15 protein-coding genes and 1 pseudogene are annotated in these 17,858 nt (G+C 69.4%); 2 read left to right on the top strand and 14 right to left on the bottom strand.

Annotated elements, in window-relative coordinates; translation table 11 throughout:
* Positions 1–667: 667 nt before the first annotated feature.
* A complete protein-coding gene (gene mobF / locus CUC05_RS09095) occupies positions 668–4,060 on the top strand; it encodes a MobF family relaxase (RefSeq protein WP_205712227.1) in 3,393 nt (1,130 codons plus the stop codon).
* A gap of 122 nt (positions 4,061–4,182) precedes the next feature.
* Here mobF and CUC05_RS09090 read toward each other — a convergent pair whose 3' ends face one another.
* The 6 genes and pseudogenes from CUC05_RS09090 to CUC05_RS09065 form a co-directional block, all read right to left on the bottom strand.
* Positions 4,183–5,904 (bottom strand): serine/threonine-protein kinase, encoded by a 1,722-nt coding sequence (locus tag CUC05_RS09090; protein WP_108665749.1) that lies wholly within the window; start codon positions 5,902–5,904, stop codon positions 4,183–4,185.
* A complete protein-coding gene (locus CUC05_RS09085; protein WP_108665748.1) occupies positions 5,901–6,467 on the bottom strand; it encodes an RNA polymerase sigma factor in 567 nt (188 codons plus the stop codon). Before CUC05_RS09085 ends, CUC05_RS09090 begins: the two co-directional genes overlap by 4 nt.
* Positions 6,468–6,483: 16 nt before the next feature.
* Positions 6,484–7,089, bottom strand: coding sequence for a hypothetical protein (locus CUC05_RS09080; protein ID WP_157965393.1), 606 nt, complete (start codon positions 7,087–7,089; stop codon positions 6,484–6,486).
* 192 nt (positions 7,090–7,281) lie between these two features.
* Positions 7,282–7,710: pseudogene (locus CUC05_RS26095) on the bottom strand (hypothetical protein); the annotation flags it as partial.
* A gap of 252 nt (positions 7,711–7,962) precedes the next feature.
* Positions 7,963–8,688 (bottom strand): class I SAM-dependent methyltransferase, encoded by a 726-nt coding sequence (locus CUC05_RS09070; RefSeq protein ID WP_108665746.1) that lies wholly within the window; start codon positions 8,686–8,688, stop codon positions 7,963–7,965.
* Positions 8,685–9,017, bottom strand: a complete 333-nt coding sequence (locus CUC05_RS09065; protein WP_108665745.1) for an ArsR/SmtB family transcription factor — start codon at positions 9,015–9,017, stop codon at positions 8,685–8,687. The genes CUC05_RS09070 and CUC05_RS09065 overlap by 4 nt, the downstream gene beginning before the upstream one ends.
* On the opposite strand from CUC05_RS09065, the gene CUC05_RS09060 reads away from it, so the two are divergent.
* Complete coding sequence (locus CUC05_RS09060) at positions 9,006–9,785, top strand: ZIP family metal transporter (RefSeq protein ID WP_205712226.1); 780 nt, start codon at positions 9,006–9,008, stop codon at positions 9,783–9,785. The genes CUC05_RS09065 and CUC05_RS09060 overlap by 12 nt on opposite strands.
* 30 nt (positions 9,786–9,815) lie before the next feature.
* Here CUC05_RS09060 and CUC05_RS09055 read toward each other — a convergent pair whose 3' ends face one another.
* From CUC05_RS09055 to CUC05_RS09020, 8 genes are all read right to left on the bottom strand, one after another.
* A complete protein-coding gene (locus CUC05_RS09055; RefSeq protein ID WP_108665744.1) occupies positions 9,816–10,883 on the bottom strand; it encodes a M23 family metallopeptidase in 1,068 nt (355 codons plus the stop codon).
* Complete coding sequence (locus CUC05_RS09050) at positions 10,880–11,101, bottom strand: hypothetical protein (protein ID WP_108665743.1); 222 nt, start codon at positions 11,099–11,101, stop codon at positions 10,880–10,882. The genes CUC05_RS09055 and CUC05_RS09050 overlap by 4 nt, the downstream gene beginning before the upstream one ends.
* Positions 11,098–11,649, bottom strand: coding sequence for a DUF3105 domain-containing protein (locus CUC05_RS09045; protein ID WP_108665742.1), 552 nt, complete (start codon positions 11,647–11,649; stop codon positions 11,098–11,100). Before CUC05_RS09045 ends, CUC05_RS09050 begins: the two co-directional genes overlap by 4 nt.
* Entirely contained in the window at positions 11,646–12,428 is a 783-nt protein-coding gene (locus CUC05_RS09040; RefSeq protein WP_157965392.1) for a hypothetical protein, read from the bottom strand. Before CUC05_RS09040 ends, CUC05_RS09045 begins: the two co-directional genes overlap by 4 nt.
* Positions 12,429–12,597: 169 nt before the next feature.
* A complete protein-coding gene (locus CUC05_RS09035) occupies positions 12,598–14,055 on the bottom strand; it encodes a cell wall-binding repeat-containing protein (protein ID WP_170127962.1) in 1,458 nt (485 codons plus the stop codon).
* A 104-nt stretch (positions 14,056–14,159) separates the two neighbouring features.
* On the bottom strand, positions 14,160–15,245 hold the full coding sequence (locus CUC05_RS09030; RefSeq protein ID WP_157965391.1) for a hypothetical protein: 1,086 nt from the start codon (positions 15,243–15,245) through the stop codon (positions 14,160–14,162).
* Positions 15,246–15,268: 23 nt separating this feature from the next.
* On the bottom strand, positions 15,269–17,089 hold the full coding sequence (locus CUC05_RS09025) for a copper resistance CopC/CopD family protein (protein ID WP_157965390.1): 1,821 nt from the start codon (positions 17,087–17,089) through the stop codon (positions 15,269–15,271).
* Between the two features lie 114 nt (positions 17,090–17,203).
* The gene (locus CUC05_RS09020) at positions 17,204–17,719 is read right to left on the bottom strand and encodes a hypothetical protein (RefSeq protein ID WP_108665737.1); all 516 of its coding nucleotides are present in this window, start codon (positions 17,717–17,719) and stop codon (positions 17,204–17,206) included.
* Between the last annotated feature and the right edge of the window lie 139 nt (positions 17,720–17,858).

The following is a 17,858-nucleotide window of genomic DNA, read 5'->3' as shown; positions in this document are numbered from 1 at the left end:
CCTCGAACCCCTCCTCGACCGGCCCGACGACCAACTAGCATCCATCCCCGCAGTGACCAACTGAATCAAGCGCACGGGCTTCTACACCACCCGATGGGACTCCATCCAGGCTTGCGGGAAGCGCACTAGAAAGAACGGGCCGAGCGGTAGCATCATCGTGGCAGCGGCCGCGCCGCCAGCAGTGGCGTCGACCCTTGCGAGTTCGCTGCCCGCAAGGCGATGTGGCCAACTGTCCGTTACGTGGCCCGTCGAGTCGGGCCCAACGCCGGTTACCCACACCACCAGTCGCGGGGCGACTGAAGCGCAAGCCGTACATCTATGGTGCAGGGGTGAGAGGGACCATTCCCACGTCGGTCGCCCACATGGGGGACCACCGGGCGTAGGTCCCTCTCGCCATCCCCGGCCACGCCTGTCCCCATCACCGCCCACCGGTCGCATTTTGAGCGGCGAGTCAGTCGCCGCTCTCGGTGCCGGGATCGAAGCGACCGGCGTTCGTCACGTTGCAGCGGCGTCCCCCTAGCCAGGTCACTGCCCACATCGTCCCTGACCGGCGACCGGCGACCCGGCGACCGCCGCATGCAACCCCGGACTCCTGTCACACACGTCTTGCAGACAAGGCCCGGCTGGGGCCGGCGGGACACCTCCCCAACATGGGAGGTGGTCGCCGGTGACGGTGTCGATGCGGGTCATGTCGGCCGGCAGCGGCTACCGGTACCTGCTTGATTCCGTCGCGGTGGGCGACGGCCACCGGCCCGCGCTGGACTACTTCACCGCTGCGGGCACCCCGCCGGGCCGTTGGTTGGGGGCAGGCCTGGCCCAGCTCGGCGACGCCGGCGTCCGGGCCGGCACGAGGGTGGAGGAGCCGCAACTAGCGAGGTTGTTCGGGGAAGGCCGTGATCCAGTCAGCGGGACAGCGCTCGGCCGGGCGTACCCGTCCTACACGCAAGGGTCGGGCCGGCGTGCCGTGGCCGGGTACGACCTGACGTTCTCCGCCCCCAAGTCGGTGTCGGTCCTGTGGGCCCTGTCCCCGCCGTCGGTGCAACGGAGGATATGGGAGGCCCACCACCGTGCCATCGACGACGTGCTCGGCCTCTTCGAACGGGAGGTGGCGGCCACCCGGATGGGGGCGACCGGCCCGGACGGGGCCGTGGCCCAGGTCGACGTGCACGGGGTGGCGGCGGTGGCGTTCGACCACTGGGACTCCCGCACCGGCGACCCGCAGCTGCACACCCACGTCGTGGTGTCCAACAAGGTCAGGACCGTCGCCGACGGCGCATGGCGGTCCCTTGACGGCCGCCCGGTGCACGCGGCGATGGTAGCCCTGTCGGAGCACTACAACGGCCTGATCGCCGACCACCTCACCCGGACACTCGGGGTGCAATGGGGGTTGCGTGCACGTGGTGCCGACCGCAACCCCGCGCTGGAGATCACCGGTGTCCCGCAATCCCTGCTCGACGGCTTCTCCTCACGCACCGCCGCGATCGAGCAGGCCAAGGACCAACTGATCGCCGACTACGTCACCACGCACGGTCGGCAACCCACCACAGAAGTGGTGATCCGGCTGCGCCAGCAAGCCACGCTGGCCACCCGTCCCGACAAGCAGGTCCGCTCCCTGCACGAGCTCACCACCGACTGGCTCGACCGGGCCGCGCGAATGCTCGACGACGACCCCGCCCAGTGGGCAGCCGGCCTGCTGGGGACCCCTGCAACCCCCGTGTTGTCCTCCGGCGCCCCGGATGTGGAGCAGATCGCCGCTGCGGTGCTCGAGTCGGTAGGTGACCGACGGTCGACCTGGCACCACTGGAACCTCCACGCCGAGGCCAGCCGCCGGTTGACCGATCACCGGTTCGACAGTCCCCGGGCGCGCGAGGCCGCCGTCGAGCAGGTAGTCACGCGAGCGAAGGCCGGTTCGGTCTCGATCGAACCACCTGACCTCGCCCCGGTGCCGGCGGCGTTGCGGCGGGCCGACGGCACCAGCGTGTTCCGACCCAGGCACGCCGTCCGCTTCACCTCCAGCGGGCTGCTCGCCGCGGAGGACCGACTGCTCCGGCTGTCTCGCGACACCAGCGGACCCGCCAGCCCCGACCATGTCGCATCCACGGTCGTGCAACTCCCCTACCGGCACGGCCACACACCCGGGAACGACCAGGCCGACGCAGTTGTTACGATCGCCCGGTCCGGCCGGAGGGTGGACCTGCTCGTCGGGCCGGCGGGCACCGGCAAGACCACCACGCTGGCCGCCCTCCGCAGGGTGTGGGAAACCAGCTTCGGCCCGGGCAGCGTGGTCGGACTCGCACCCTCCGCGGCAGCCGCACGGGTGCTCGCCGACGAGCTCGGCATCCCAACGGAGAACACCGCCAAGTGGCTCCACGACCACCGGAACGGACGCGCCACACATGGGCCCGGGCAGCTGGTCATCATCGACGAGGCCACCCTCGCCGGCACCCACACCATCGATGCGCTCGCCACACACGCGGCCACCGTCGACGCGAAGGTCCTGCTCGTCGGTGACCCAGCCCAGCTCGCCGCCGTCCAGGCCGGCGGCGCGTTCAGCCTCCTCGCCACCGACCGGCCCGACCACCCCACCCTCACCGAGGTCCGACGGTTCACCACCCCCTGGGAAGCCGACGCCTCGCTGCAGCTGCGTCGCGGCGACAGCGCCTGCCTGCACACCTATGCAGCGAACGGTCGGGTCCATGACGGGCCGACCGAGACGATGGTCGACACCGCCTACACCGCCTGGCACGCCGACACGCGGAACGGCCGGCACAGCCTGCTCATCGCCCCGACCCGTCAGCTCGTGACCGACCTCAACGGCCGGGCGCGGACCGACCTGATCGCCACCGGCCACGTCACCCCCCTACGCGAAGTGCCACTGCGCGATGGCACGCGCGCCTCGACTGGCGACCGGATCGTCACCCGCCGCAACGACCGGCGACTGCGGGCCGGCCGACGGTGGATCCGCAACGGCGATCACTGGACGGTGACCGCCACCCACGACGACGGCAGCCTCACCGCTACCGCGCCCGGCGGCGGGCCGAGAGTCACGCTCCCCGCCGACTACGTCGCCGAGCACGTCGACCTCGGCTACGCGACCACCACCCACCGCGCGCAGGGCTCGACGGTCGACACCGCCCACACCATCGTCACCGACTCCCTCACCCGCGAACAGCTCTACGTCGCCATGAGCAGGGGCCGGCACGTCAACACCGCCCATGTCTGTACCGACACCCCCGACGCGGAACCCCACAGCCGACACCGGAGGACCGCAACGGATGTCCTCGTTGCGGTCCTCGCCCGGACCGGGGCAGAGGAGTCCGCCCACGCCCGGATCCGCCAAGCCCAGGACCGCGCGGGCTCCGTCGCCACGCTCGCCGCGGAATACGAGACCATCGCGGCCGCCGCCCAGCACCACCGCTGGACACGGCTGCTGGAGACGAACCTTCCCGACCCCCTCGCCCGGCGTGTTGTCCGGTCACTCGCGTTCGGCCCGCTCGCCGCCGCACTCCGGATGGCCGACGCACACGGCCGGACCCCCGAACAGGTCCTGCCTGACCTTCTCGCCCGGGCTGGGCTGAGTGGTGCGCGGGACCCGGCCGCAGTGCTGCGGCACCGGGTCCTGTCCCACCTCCGATCGGTCGGCCCGACAGGCACGCCCAAGCTCGTCGCCGGGTTCCTCCCCGAAGCCACCGGGCCCATGGACCCGACCATGGTCGCGGCGCTGGACACCCGCCGGGCACTGATCCTGATGCGGGCCAAGGAACTGGTCCGTACCGCCATCGCCGACCGGCAGCCGTGGATCGTCAGTCTCGGCCCGCCCCCGCCCGACCGCGACCGGCGTCGCGCCTGGACGAGGGCACTGGTCACCATCGCCGCCTACCGCGACCGCCACCACATCCGCGCCGACACTCCCCTCGGGACCACGAGGCCATCCCTGCCCGACCACGCGCTCGCCGCCGCGGCACTCCACCGCGCCAGAACGCTCGCGCCCCGTCCGGTCACGGCGGTTCACCGGGATCCACGGGCACCCGATCGGGCCCATGGCGCCCCTGGGATGTAGTAGTCCCGCGCTGTCGTGCCGAGTCATTCAGCGCGATGGCAACGGCGGGCGCTCGGGTCAGCACGTCCAGCCATTCAGTGGAAGCGGGGATCTGTGTCCGCCGTCCTGACTGATGTCGCCGGTCAGCTCCCCGGGGGACCCGGGGGGTAGGTGTGGGTGTTCGGCCCGCTGATCAGGCAGGGACGCCGTTCGGTGCTGCCGACGGTGTCCTGCACGATGGACCCATCGGCGAGGAGGAGCACCCGGCACGCCGATCCGAACGCCAGGTCGTACCCGAAGAAGACGAAGTCGATGGGATGATCGGCATAGGCCTCCACCACCGCATCCACGCCGGTGGGGGTACCTCCCTCGATCGTGAAGGACTGCCACTGTCCCTGGATGGAAGATTCGACGTCGTCGGTGTGGCAGTGCATCGCGATGGGCGGGGCATGATCGGCGATCTCATATCCTTGGCACTGTCCGGTGTTGAACCCGGGCAGGTCGTCATCGAACCAGCCGACGCGCCGCGTGATGCCCACCAGACTCGGCGCCTCCCGTCCACCGGGGGTGACATCCGTGACCTCCACCGACACGCCACCGCGGATCGCAGTACGGACGGCGGTGTTGGGCGGTGGCCAGTCCTCCTCGAAGTACGACCCGACGGCAACGGCGACGTCGGCGACGACCTCCACCTCGTACAACCAGCCGTGGGTGCTGTCGAGCTCGAATGTCCACGTACGCACCAACGCCGGACCGTACTCGAGTGCGACCTTCTCGGGGTCGGGAGTAGGCGTTGCCGTCGGGGTCGGGGTCGGCGTGACGTCCGTGACCGGCGCGACCGATGCCGGTTGCCGGTTGAGGTCGATCGGGCCGTCGCCGAGGAGGCCGTCCTCGGGTTCGTCGTCGCCACCACCCAGGCTGAGCACGGCAAACAGCACAAGGACCGCCGCCACGGCGGCGCCAACAGCGAATCCACGCCGCCTGCCCCTTCTGGGCAGAACCGGCGTCGGGGCGACCGAGGGGCCGGCCCACGTCCGGCAGGCCCCGACGATGGGGGCCAGCCAGGCGTCGGGGTCGGGTGGTCTGGAATCGGGGTCCTCGGCCAGCCCGGCTGTGATGGCCCGTACGACGTCCGCCGGGACGCCACGTGCGAGGAGATCCTGTCGGGCGCGGTCCTGGTCCACGGGGGCCGCCCCGCTGATCAGCCAGGTCAGGACCGCTGAGGCCGCCCACAGATCCGATCGCACGTCCACGAGCCCGCCGACGCGCCGTTGCTCTGGAGGCTGGAAACCGTCGGTGCCACCCGCGGCCGTGATCCCGGTCGACCGGGCCAAGTCCTTGCAGAACCCGAGGTCGGTGACGGCCAGCCGCTCCCCCGGTCCGACCACGAGCGAATCCGGATCCACCGGCACCGCGGGTGGTGCGGTGGTCAGCAACAGGTTCGAGGGCGTCAGGTCCCGGTGCACCACCCCGGCAGTCGACATCGCCCCGATGGCCGCGGCGAGCGGTCTGGCTACCGCCGTGACGTCGGCCGCGCCAGCCGTCCAACCCTCCTGCCACAGCTCGTCAACGCGTTCGCGGACCGTTCCTCGGTCGCACAGCTCGAGGACCAGGAATGGCCGTCCGTCGTCGCCCTCTGCCAGGTCATGGGCCCGAACGACATGAGGTGAGCCGATCCGGCGCAGCACCTGCCCCTCGGCCACGAACCGGTCGCGCATATCGGGGTCGGCGGCACGGTTCTCGGCCAGGATCTTGACCGCAACCGGATCGTCGAGCTGCTCGTCGAAGCCGCGGTGAACCGTCGCGAAAGCCCCCGAGCCGAGCACACCGTCCAGCCGGTACCGGCCCAGCAGTCTGGTGGTCACTGCGCAGACTCCTCGAGTCGACGACCGATCATGTCCCGACCGCGGGACACACGCGTCCGCACCGTTGCAGGCTTGAGGTCGAGCAGCGCAGCGATCTCGTCGTAGTCCAACTGGTCGACATCGCGCATGATCACCGGGCGCCGGTAGCGCTCGGGCAGGTCGTCGAGCATCGCTTGGACATCACGGCGTTCCGCGATCATCGACGACACTCGCCGCTGGTCGGCGGCGAGACGCTCAGGGATCTCCTCGGTGGGTCGCTGGCGTCGGAGGGCGTCGATCGCCCGGTTGCGGGCGACTGTGTACAGCCAGGTGGAGAACCGGCTCCGACCGTCCCACGACCCGACCCGTTCCGCCACGACCACCACGACGTCCTGACAGACATCCTCCACCATCTCGGCATTGACGACGACACGCCGCACGGCAGTGCGAACGAGGCCGAGCCGGTCGATGAGTTCGAGAGTCCGATCGAGCGCCGCACGGTCGCCGGCGGCAGCAAGGACGGCGACCCGCTCGAGCTCCGCCCGCAGGTCGAAGCCGTCGCGTGGTGCGCCGCCGCGGATCATGACCGGTCGAGTCCCACTACACCGGCTGCGGGACGTCGCTGAACTTCACGCACGTGATGAGGTTCGACTCGAATCGTTCGGTGAGGCTCATCGTGACCCGCCGCCCCTCTTCCCAAGTCAGTTCGACGTCATGCACGCTCTCGGTGTCCTCGATGAACAGCCTCCCCACCGCCTCTCCCATCGAGCCCTCGAACCCGTAGTAGTCCAGGGACTCCCGGCCCTCCTCGCGCACGACGACGACCGTCACGTCACCGTTGTCCTGCCACTCACCCTCGAAGAGTTGCCCGTCGGTCAAGGGGCCGCCACGGGCCCGGAAGAACCCCTCGGGATGCACCGCAACCGTGGCCTCCACGACATCCAGGGAGTGGGACACGACCTCGTCGGGATGGGCAAGATGGGGGAACGAGTCGATCGTGCCATCGAGTTCGAAGGCCCCGTCGAACGGCGCAGGAAGGGAGTCGAGCTCGGCCACGTCACCCTGGTGCTCGTCCACCTCTTCAGCGCGGCACGACCACGTGCCTGCCGCCATCTCCGCAAGCGACGGTCGAAATCCGCACGCAACCGCCACGACGGCCATCACCCCCGCGATCCCCGCCCGAACCGGATGCCGAGAACTGCTCATCATCTTCTCCCTCAACGCTAGACCATTAACGGCCGGTTGGACGCGACAGGTTGTCCATCTGTGTCACCGCATTGCAGAAGTCGGCGGAACCCTGCAATCACGGTTCCGACCCCCCCTCAGGCGACTCGATGTCGCGGCTGCGCTCGACTTCGAGGGTCATCGCGCCTCACGCTGGACGACGGTCCCACGGCGCTAGGCGCTGCAAGGAGGACAAGCCAGGTGAGGTTTCGGCCGGATACAAAGTGGGACGAGATGTGTACGAGGAAGACGACCATCCACGGCTGGTGCGGGGTTCCAGCGATGAACAACAGGTCGGGCAGCATCGCCACCACCTGCCACACAGGATCGGCAGCAGCGGGATGGACACCGGGGCGTCGCGTCCGCAGGGTCCGGGACGGTCGAGGCGCTCATGAAGATCGTGCCGATCGCGATCGGAAGCACGAAGCCGATCGGCGCCAAGAAGCACGCGGCGAGTGGTACGGCGGCCGAGTTGTAGCCGGCAGCCACCACAGCTTCTGATCATCTTGCGGTAGGACGCGGCTGAGAGCTCGCCAATACCGACCACGACACGGGGGCCGTCTGATGCGAGACGAGTCCGGCGGACTCGATGGCGACCGGCATTTGACGGCCAGCGCGAACAGCAGCGCGGGTCGCTCCTCCGTCCTGGTAGCCGGACCGAGGCCGCCGTCGCGATCGCCGAAGTGGCGGCCGTCGAGGTCGCGGGCCGGCAAGGGTCTGACGTGTGGGAGCCCTCCACGCCCCTTGCGTCAGGTCAACACGGATCTCCTACCCCGTCGAGGTCGGCGAGGGCCATCCGGACGAGCTGTTCCTCGGTAGGTCTGTCCATGCCGTCGACGTGGAACCGGCCAACGGTCAGGTGGGCTTGCGTCCGGGTGTGGTGCCCTCGGCGAGGTAGACGGCCCCGGCGTGGCTCGTGGTGATGGTGGCGTCACTGAGGTGTTGACGGATGCTGGTCCACGGGGCGATGTCCCGGTAGGCCGGCGTCACGCCGAAGGGTCGGTTGAGCAGCGATCCGAGTCGGACGGCCCACTCCGGCCACCCCGCGGGCTCGCGGAGCCCGACCGAGGCAATCCGGACCCCCGGCGCGAGGTGCTCGACCAACCGCCGGATGGCCTCGTCGTGGTCGGGGACCATCTCCAGGGCGAACGCAGCGATGACTGCTGTGGTGTCGGCGGGCGGAACGTACGTGCGAAGGTCGGCATGCACAAACTCGACGCCCGAATGTGCGGCTTCCTCGACGCGTCGGCGTGCCCGGTCGAGCATGCGCTCCGACAGGTCGACGCCGATGACCCTACCGTCGGAGCCGACGCGGTCGGCGAGATGAGGCAGGTTCCACCCGGTCCCTGTGCCGAGGTCGACCACGGTGTCCCCGGGCTGCAACCCAAGCGCGTCGATCGCCTGCCGCTGCAGCCTCCGCCCGTCGATCAAGTCGTAGGGCGCAGCGAGCCGGTCATAGACACCAGCGAGCCGGTCGTAGAGTCGCTGCACCCCGTCGGCATCTCTGATGCCGGACGACCTGGTGCCCAGCCGGGCCAGTCCGCCGAGTGCCCCGGCCGCGCTCCACAGGCGCCGGCTCATGTCACAGCCATTTCGGTGGCGCATGAGGCGGTGTCGTCGATGGCCAGCACGACATCGAGGAGGTCGCCGAGGGCGTGGGCCAGGTTCCCGTCCACCAACTCGTAGCGCACCCGGCGTCCCTCGTAGGTGGCCACCACCAGGCCGCACCCTCGCAGGCAGGCCAAGTGGTTGCTGACCACCTGTGGTGAGACCTCCAGGGCTGCGGCGAGCTGCGCCGGATAGCCCGGGCCGGCAAGGAGTGCCATCAGGAGCCGACAGCGGGTCCGGTCGGACAGCGCGCGGCCGAGGGTAGCCATCGCGTCGAGTCGTGATGTTGCGTGAAACTTCATGATGATCGCAACTATACAGATCGTGCTGTACAGTCAATGCTCATGTCCGAACTGTTGCTCGTCCTCGGCTACGCGTTGTTGCCCGCAGCCGGCAATGCTGCCGGCGGGCTGCTGGCCGAGGTGACCCACCCGTCGTCCCGGTCTTTGTCGATTGCGCTGCACCTGGCCGCCGGCATCGTGCTGGCGGTCGTCGGGGTCGAGTTGACCCCCCGTGTGCTCGACACCGACATGCCGTGGGTGCCACTGCTTGCGTTCGTTGCCGGCGGTGGGGCGTTCCTCGCTCTCGAGCGTGTCGTGGAGGCCCTGGAGTGCCGCATGCAGGACGGGCAGGGTGGACTGGCGGTGTACGCGGGCGTGTCGATCGACCTGCTGAGCGACGGAATCCTCATCGGCACGGGTTCGGTGATCGACCCGGCACTCGGGCTTTTGCTCGCGCTCGGACAGGTCCCTGCCGACCTCCCGGAGGGATTCGCGGCCGCCGCGACGCTGCGCGAGCGAGGTGTCCCTCGAGCACGACGGTTGTGGCTCTCTGCTGCCTTCGCCTTGCCGGTGCTGTTCGGCGCCGCAGTCGGGTACCTGGCCCTACGCAACGCGCCGGAGATCCTGACGCTGTCGGTGCTCGCGACAACAGGGGCCGTTCTGCTCGCGGTCGCGGTCGAGGAGGTCGTTGGTGAGGCCCACGAGCATCCGCACGGCCGAGCCGACATCTGGGCGCTGGTCATCGGCTTTGCGCTGTTCACCGGCACCGCACTGCTGCTCGGTGACTGACACCCGCTTGAACCACGAGCGCGGGGCGGGTCATGGTCGGCACAAGGCAGCTGCGATCGGGTACGGGTCGGTCGGGCCTCGTCCTCCGGGGTGGACCTGCCAGTGCAGGTGGGGCGGCGTGCCGCGGGCGTTCCCGGACGTGCCGGCCCCACCGACGGTCTGGCCGGCGGCAACGGTCTGGCCGCTGGTCACGGCCACGCTGTCGAGGTGGGCGTAGTAGTAGCGGTTGCCGGCGGTGTCGTACAGGTTCACCGTCAGCCCGCCGAGGCCGTTGGAGCCCACGCGGACCGTGCCGGCCGCGGCGGCGAGGACGGGCATGCCGCGAGCGGCGAACATGTCGACGCCTTGGTGGCTGCGCCCGCCGGATCGGGGGGCTCCCCATGACGGGCTGAATCCGTTCGGCAGTCCGAGGGGGCAGGCCATGACCGGGGGTGGGGTCCAGCCGGCGCCACCACTGACCTGAGTCGCCGCCGCCTCAAGGTCCGCGGCCTCAGCCTCCCGCTCCTGTGCTGCCTGCACGATCTCTCGAGCGCCATCGACCTCCCGCAGCGCGATCTCCAGCTGTTCGTCGAGTCCCGCCCTCGCCAGTTCGAGGTCGTCCTGCGACGTCGCGGTGCCCGCGGTGATCAGCTCGTGCTGGCGGCGCTCGTCTGCCAGGAGGGTGCTTGTGGATTCGGCCCGCGCAGCTCGATCCGCAAGCAGATCCGGCAGTCGGTCGGCGAGGGCGGTGAGGTGCAAGGCGCTGGAGGCGTCCGACGCGCGCCGCCACGCCTGGAACACCCACAGCTGCGCGAGGGGCGGGGTCATGGACCGCCTCCGAACGGCGGCACGGACGGCTTCCTCAGCCTCGGCGTGGCGTTCCTGCGCATCCTGAACCGCGGCATCGGTCCGGCCGACCTCATCTGCAAGTCTCGTGGCATGCGCAGCGAGCGACTCGTAGGTCTCGGCCAGCCGGTCGAGACGTGTCTGCACCGCGGCCAGGCGCCGCTCGGCTGCGCCGAGCTCGGCTTCGGCGTCGGCGGTCTCATCGACCGTCGTCGCTCCCACCAATGTCAAGGCCAGCGCGACCGTGGCTGCCGCCCTGCGGATGGCGGTCACGTCGAACCGCTCTCCGGGGCGTCGGCGTCACCGGGATGTGGTTCGAGCTGCGCTGTGCCGCTGCGGTCCCGACGCACGGCGTTCGCCACCAGTCCGATGACGAGGCCGGCCATGCCGAGGACCACGACCACGAACACGATCGTGGCACCCCCGCGTCTGCCTCTCGCGGCCCCGGTGACCGTGGCCAGGATCAGCGTCGACGCTGCGGGTCCGCTCATCGGTTCTCGGTCCCGTCCGCACGTGGCGTCGCGTCCGTCCCAGGGACGTCCGGGTCCTCTGCCGCGTAGACGTCGACGAACGTGTCGAGCGCCGCCAGGTCCAGCGCATCGCATCGCTGCATCACGCCCCATGCAGCAAAGACGACTGCCTTCTGGCCGAGCGCCGGATAGGGCGTGACCGCGACCCGTGTGGAGTACCGATCGGTCACGTGCTGCTCCAGCGCCGTCTGATCCGGACCGGACAGACCGTCGTGGCTGACGACGACCGCACCCACCTCCAGCACGCTGACCTGCTGAGGTTCACTCAGCGTTGCGATGGTGATCGGGATCGCCCCCGACGCATGCCACCCGGACGTCGGCGGTGTGGAGCTGTAGGGCAGCGGGGGAGGCGTGTCACCCAGCAGATGGCTGCCGAACTGCAACTGCGGGAACTCCGGTTCCGCACACGCCGCCGTGGCTGATGGGGTTCGATCCTGTGCCTCCGGCGTTGAACATGCCGCCAGCAGCACCATCGCGATGCAGACCACGATCCGTGCGCGACGGGTCATACGAGCTGCTCGGCAAGGGCCATGATCTCCTCGGGCAGTACCGTGAGGGGGCCGTCGAGGCGACCCACGACGGTGCCGTCGGCACCGACGCCGAACAGCCAGGGTTCGGAGGGCAGGTTCCAGTCGGTCACCTGCTCCGCCAGGGTGACGCCGCCATCGACGAAGACCTCCAGGTGCACCCACGCAACGCGATCGTCGTCGCCTCGGGCCGTTCGGACCGACTCCACGACCTCGACAGTCGGCCCGCAGATCGCCGTCTCGCAGAAGCCCGGCGTGGCGATGCTCAGCATGACCGGGCGGCCGTCCGCGATCAGCGAATCGAAGCTGTTCTTGTGCATCCCGCACGGCGGGTAGAGCGTGCAGAGTCGCTCGAAGCCGAGGAGATCCTCCGTGGTCGGGGTCGCCACGACCGGGGCAGTGTCACCTGCCGCCGGCACGGTGGCGGTCTCGGGGTCCGCGACTCGGAGCGCGGTCTGGCCCGCTGCGCCGTCCGACGTGACTGCCGCCAGCGGAATCGCGCCGGCCACCGGCAGGTCCAGCCGGACGACGTACAGCCCGAGTGGCTGGTTGGGGATCTCGCGGAACTGTGCCGGCACCGGTCCGACCGCGGGTTCGCCCTCCCGGGTGCGCGTCCACACCTCGACGTCGGCGCCGATGACCGGCGTGTTGTCGGCGCCGACCAGACCGAAGGCGAACAGCTGGGTCGGCCCGGTGAGCGTCTCGAAGCTGGCGTTGATGACCTGGAGGTCCCCAGTACGCGACGGCGCAACCTCGTTCACCAAGTCGCTTGGACCGGTTGCAGGTGCGGTCGACGTCCTTGCGGTCGGCTGGACGGCTGCGTCTTCCTTCTCAGTGAGTGCGCTGCAGCCGGCCAGCACGGCCGCGATCGCGGTGCCTGACGTTGCGAGGAAGGTTCGTCTGTCGAGCATCACTGGTCTCCGTGTTCGTTCAGGGGGCGATACGTTGGGTCACGGCGTCCACGGCCGCGTCGGGGAGTGCTGCTGGACCACCGATCCCGTGGACGGCGCCTATCTGCACCGCGTTGTCGCTGACCCAGTCCAGCACCGCCGCAGAGCTCGAGGGCGCGCCCATGAGCAGCAGGACCGAGCCGACCGCGTACATCGCCGGGCCGGCGGCGAGCGCGTCCGGGAAGTTGTCGGCGGTCGCCAGGTGCAGCACGGACGCGGAGGCGTCGTCCACTTCAGCCAGAACCACGTCGGTGACGGCCAGCGCCGTCGTCAACCGTTCCGGTCCGGCGAGTCGTCGGACCGATGCGCCGCCGGCGGTGAGGTCATCGACGACTGCCTCGCTGATAACCGCCGTACCACCGATCACGTCGACGGTCTCGGTATCGTCGAGCGTCTGCACGACCGCTTCGGACAAGCTGTCACGCTGGGTCAGCAGGACCGGGGCGAAGGTGTAGGCCGCCAGCGTGCTGCCCATGAGCGCGTCGGGCCATCCGCGTGCCGCCTCGGCACTCAGCGGCGTGACCACCGCGGCGTCGCGCCTGCCCCCCGCTGTCCGGACGGCCGCAGCGACGGCAACCGACAGGGTGATCGGATCGGCATCGTCGATGATCTCCGGCTGCGTTCCCGTCGCCTCGCCCAGATCAGTGGCGACGGTCGGGGTCACCGTGCCGATGATCGTGACTCGCTCAGCGTCCAAGCGCTCGATCTCCTCGATGACCGCCTCGGGCACGGGACCATCCGGCGGAACGAGCAGGACCGGCGCGTGGTCGATCGCCGCGAGTGGCGCGGCGAGGAGGGCCGGGATGTAGTCGTCGGATGGCGCGACGACGACGTGATCGGCGCTGTTGTGCCCCGAGCGTGACAACGCCACCGCCGTCCCGATCCGATCCGCGCCTGCCTCTCGGATGATCCCCGACTCCACCTCTGCGCCCTGAGCGGTGGTGCGGCCGGCCTGCTCCGCAGCCACAAGCGAGGAATACGGGTTGACCTTGCCCGTCGACCCCCAGTCGTGATCGTTCCAGATCTCGAAGTGCAGCTGGTCGACACCGCACGTCGCGTTGCCGGAGGACCCGATGTAGCCAATGTGCTCGCCCTGCGCGACACGGACACCCGTGAGCGTCCCGCGTGCCCGCAGCTCCTGGACCAGCCTCGGGCTGAACGCGCTGCCGACTCCGCCCAGCCCGTCACATCCGTCCGGCCGGCCCGGTGTGTCGTTGTTCAGGTGCACGTAGAAGTAGCCGCGTCCATCGTCGCCGGCGACCGCAAGGTAGTACGACGAGCACGGTTCGTCCGCAACGCAGTCCTCGCCACGTGCCTTGATGATCTCACCCGCTTGCGCCGCCAGGACCTCATGCATCTGTGGCGCGAGCACGTCGGTGCCCTCGTGGGTCCGGTCCTCGCCCCGGGGCGCACCCCAGGTGTCGTCATAGCTGGTCACGGGCATTGCGACCGGAAACCAGAGGGACACCTCCTGCGCCGAGATCGGCGGCGCGACCAATGATGAAATCAGCACCGCGACGACGATCAGCCCGCCTCGTCCCCTCATGCCGACTTCGCCACACCGAGGTCGTCATCCACAAGACCCTCCTCGTCGAAATCCGGCAGCAATGCCCGCGTGCCCAGGATCGTCGCGGCCCCGAGCGGGACGATCTGCGCGACGCTGGCAGCGATGATCGCCCGGGTCAGCCACCCCGGGAACAGGCTGGCCGTCTGCGAGGCGCCCAACACCGAAAAGTACAGTAGCCCTTGGCCGATGAAGATGGCCCCCACGGCCACACCCAGCGCAGTGAATCCGCCCTCTCGGGACTGAATCGCTTTGACGCAGCCGAACACAGCGACGGCGATGAAGAAGAGCGTCTGAATCGCAGAAACCGCACTCTCGCTCAATGGCAACGGGGTGGCGAAGAGGTCGTCAATCAGGTGCACCACGTTGGCCAAGGCGATCACCAGGCCGATCCATCCTGCGACCCGAGACAATCCTGTCCATGTGAAGGCCTCGCGGTCCGGTTCAGTACGCCGGATGGCGACGAGGATGGGGACGGTCAGCAGGACGAGGGCTGGGAGCAGCCACAGCCACGGTGAATCGCCGGGAACCCAGGTCAGGTCGCCAACCACCTCGAACATCTCACCACCGATGGCGATGGGAACAGTCCACGTGTTGACCAGCTGCACCGTGCCCGGGTTGGCTGCGACAGCTGGCGGATCAGCTTGCGCCATCCAATGGATGCGGTGGTCGTGCCAGGCGTACGACGAACCCGTGCTGATCTGCTCCCAGTCGGGCTCAGCATCGAGATCGAGACCCGTGGGGGGGACCGACTGGCCGAACCGATCCTCGTTCAGATAGGTGGCAGTGCTGTTGAGATTGCGGAACACGCCGTCGGGGCCGACCCGCAGGTACGGCTCGCCGGTGTACCCAGGTACAGTGACTTCCGCGCCCGAGTCATTTCGCAGCTCAAGATATTCGTCACCGTTGAGCACACGCCACGACAACCCGTCGACATCAGGTCGAGCCGTGATGGTCGACGCGAAGTTGGTCGAATCCGACCCCCGCCCATGGGCCAGCGCTGGAGGCGTGGTCAGGGCGAAGATGGGCAACCCCAGCAGCAGAACAGTCAGTACGCGTCTCATCAACATTCCTTCAAGTCCCAGTCTCATCGGATGGTCACTGTCGCCGTTGCACGCCGGAGTTCGCCGTCCAGGTCGACCTCGACCGCCATGAGGTAGTCCCCGGCGCTGGGGATGGTCTGATCGAGGACCGTGTAGTGGCCCGGCCCGGAGACGAAGAGATCGACGGGTAGGTCGGCGGCACCGGTCAGACTGAGTCGGGCACCGTCGACCGGGCGAGGCTGACCGTTGGCACCCAAGATGTACAGATGCAGGACGTTGCTGCCGGGCTGGGCCGGGTCGATCGTGAGGTTGACGGTGGCCTCGTCGGTCAGCTGTGCGGCGATGAACTCCACGCGCGCCGCTGCCTCGGCCTCGGCGGGGATGCTGGACGCCAGTCCGCCGGCCACACCAAGCGCCACAACCATCACCGCGAGCTCCGTGAGTCCCAACCGCCAGAGCATCCGTCCGCCGGCCGCCGAGCTTGCTCCCCGTTGGACCGCCCGCCTCAGTTCGGGAATGGCCCGCGTCCGGTTCAGCAACCCAAGTCCGGCGATCCCACCGAACAGCGCCGTCTTGGCGATGACCAGGCGGCCGTAGTCGGTGCCGGCCAGCTGCGACAGCTCGCCGATGTGCAGCAGCGCGGTGACCACCCCGCTCGTCAACACCGCCCACACCGCGACGCCGGCCAGCCGACTGAACCGAATCACCGGCTCCAACCCACCGCTCATGTCACGAGCGCCGCGACCGACGACGCCGAGGGTCACCGCAAGGCCGCCGACCCACACGGCAGCGGCGACGACGTGCGTCCAGTCGCTAACGATGGCGACCGGAACGGGACTGGTGGTTCCTGCATGGCCCCACACGCCCGGCAGCGCCGCAGCCGTTACGCCCAACGCGGCAGCCGCCCACGGCCCACGACGACCCATCCGCGAGGCGGACAGCATCGCGATCCCCAGACCGATCGCCGCTTGGATGAGCACCAGACGCCCGAACCGCGTGCCTGCGAAACGCCCGACGAGTTCGCCACCCAGGGCGGCCGGCAGCGGTTCGGCAGCAGCCGAGGACAACCCGAACAGGAACACCATCACCGCGGCCACGGCGAGCGCAACGCCACCTGAGGCTGTCACGCGTTCCATGAGCCTGTGACGACCGGCAACCCCCGGTCTTTCGTCAGTGAACAGCCACAGCCTGCCCACGAGCCCGGCTGCGATCACGACGAGCGCGACGTAGTCCAGGATCCGGAACATCAGGAGGCCGACGTCGGTCCCGGGGCCGGCATCCTCGAGCTCGATGCTCTGCGGGTCCACAGCCGGACTCTCGCCAAGCGTCGTCGGGTCGAGCGTCGGGAGGACCGCAAGCTCTTCGTCTGTCGCGTCCTCCGCCCCCGGCGACGGCAACGCCGGCGGGTCTGTCGGCCCCGTGGGAACAGCGGTCTCGACCTCCGTCGTGGCATCCGCGGGCGTCGACTCGCTTGGTTCGGGGGCAGGTGTTCCCGCCAGTTGCGCGACTGGTTCGACGGTGAACGTGAGACGGGACTCCACCGGGTGCCCGTCCACCCCGATCACGCGGAAGAGCACCGTATACGTGCCACCGTCGGCGATCGGCATCATGGGTACGACGATTTCCGGCCCCTCGATCCGGGCCGCGCGCGCATCGACCCGGGTGCCTGCGGGATCGAAGACCTGGACGTCGGAGAAGGACTCCTCGACCGGTTCGCTGTACGTCAGCAGGACCTGATCGGGAGCCTCCGCGAGCGTTTCCCCGGCAGCCGGCTGGGTGGCGACCAGCCGCGCGTGAGCCATCGCCGGTGCCGCCAACAGCACGGACAGCCCGGTCAGCACCAACACCGCAACGGCAGTGACCACGGACAGCCGCGATCGACCGCAACACAAGAACTCCACAACGCAACCCACCTCGACCCTCAGGGGCCGATCGACGATTCACCGACGCAGCGCAGGTCCGGGAAACCGGCCTGCGCGTCAGGTCGTCAGCGGCGGAGCCCTCCCCAACGCAGACGAAGCCCACAGACGAGCCCTCCACGTCGCGGTCGCGGGCGAGAACCCATGGTGCAGGGCCACGCGCGGCCGATCGAACCCAGCACGCGGTAGCGCCTCCCAGATCGCGACGCCGACCGTTGCGATCAGCGCCGCACCACTGCACGCCACCAGCACGCCGATTGGAGCCAAGAAAAGCCACGGATCGTGGAACAGGTGCCACCCGAAGCCGTCGACCATGACCGTCTCAGCTGCCGAATAGGACGCGAGCCACGCTGTCCGACGGGCCAGCACGGCCGCCCCACCCAAACGTGAGCGAAACGCCGTCTGTCTGCACGCGACGGCGACCATGACGACGAAGGCGAGCACGGTCATGGGCAGATGCACAGCATGCGCACCCACGGCAGAATCGCTCGGTAAACCGTGCACGATCGCACCGACCGCCGCGTGGGACAACACCACGCTGGCGATCTCGACTGCACCTCGGCGCGCGAACGACATGGACCTGACCGACCTTACCTTCGCACCAGCGTCTTGGACGCATCCCGACCGGATCGCCCGGACAACTCGCGCCGCCGTGCGTTCGGGTGAGTCATGGTGGCGACATGTCGGTGTGGTCGCCTTTCTCCTGTCGGGCTTC

The organism is Euzebya rosea, from assembly GCF_003073135.1.
In the GTDB taxonomy this organism is placed as follows: Bacteria; Actinomycetota; Nitriliruptoria; order Euzebyales; family Euzebyaceae; genus Euzebya; species Euzebya rosea.
This window is presented reverse-complemented; position numbering and strand designations above follow the sequence as displayed.

What these genes read in the sequence shown, in the direction of transcription:
- CUC05_RS09085 (WP_108665748.1), bottom strand. Translation starts at nt 6,467, where the DNA reads ATGATCCGCGGCGGCGCACCACGCGACGGCTTCGACCTGCGGGCGGAG.
- CUC05_RS09080 (WP_157965393.1), bottom strand. Translation starts at nt 7,089, where the DNA reads ATGAGCAGTTCTCGGCATCCGGTTCGGGCGGGGATCGCGGGGGTGATG.
- CUC05_RS09070 (WP_108665746.1), bottom strand. Translation starts at nt 8,688, where the DNA reads ATGAGCCGGCGCCTGTGGAGCGCGGCCGGGGCACTCGGCGGACTGGCC.
- CUC05_RS09065 (WP_108665745.1), bottom strand. Translation starts at nt 9,017, where the DNA reads ATGAAGTTTCACGCAACATCACGACTCGACGCGATGGCTACCCTCGGC.
- CUC05_RS09050 (WP_108665743.1), bottom strand. Translation starts at nt 11,101, where the DNA reads ATGAGCGGACCCGCAGCGTCGACGCTGATCCTGGCCACGGTCACCGGG.
- CUC05_RS09045 (WP_108665742.1), bottom strand. Translation starts at nt 11,649, where the DNA reads ATGACCCGTCGCGCACGGATCGTGGTCTGCATCGCGATGGTGCTGCTG.
- CUC05_RS09030 (WP_157965391.1), bottom strand. Translation starts at nt 15,245, where the DNA reads ATGAGACGCGTACTGACTGTTCTGCTGCTGGGGTTGCCCATCTTCGCC.
- CUC05_RS09020 (WP_108665737.1), bottom strand. Translation starts at nt 17,719, where the DNA reads ATGTCGTTCGCGCGCCGAGGTGCAGTCGAGATCGCCAGCGTGGTGTTG.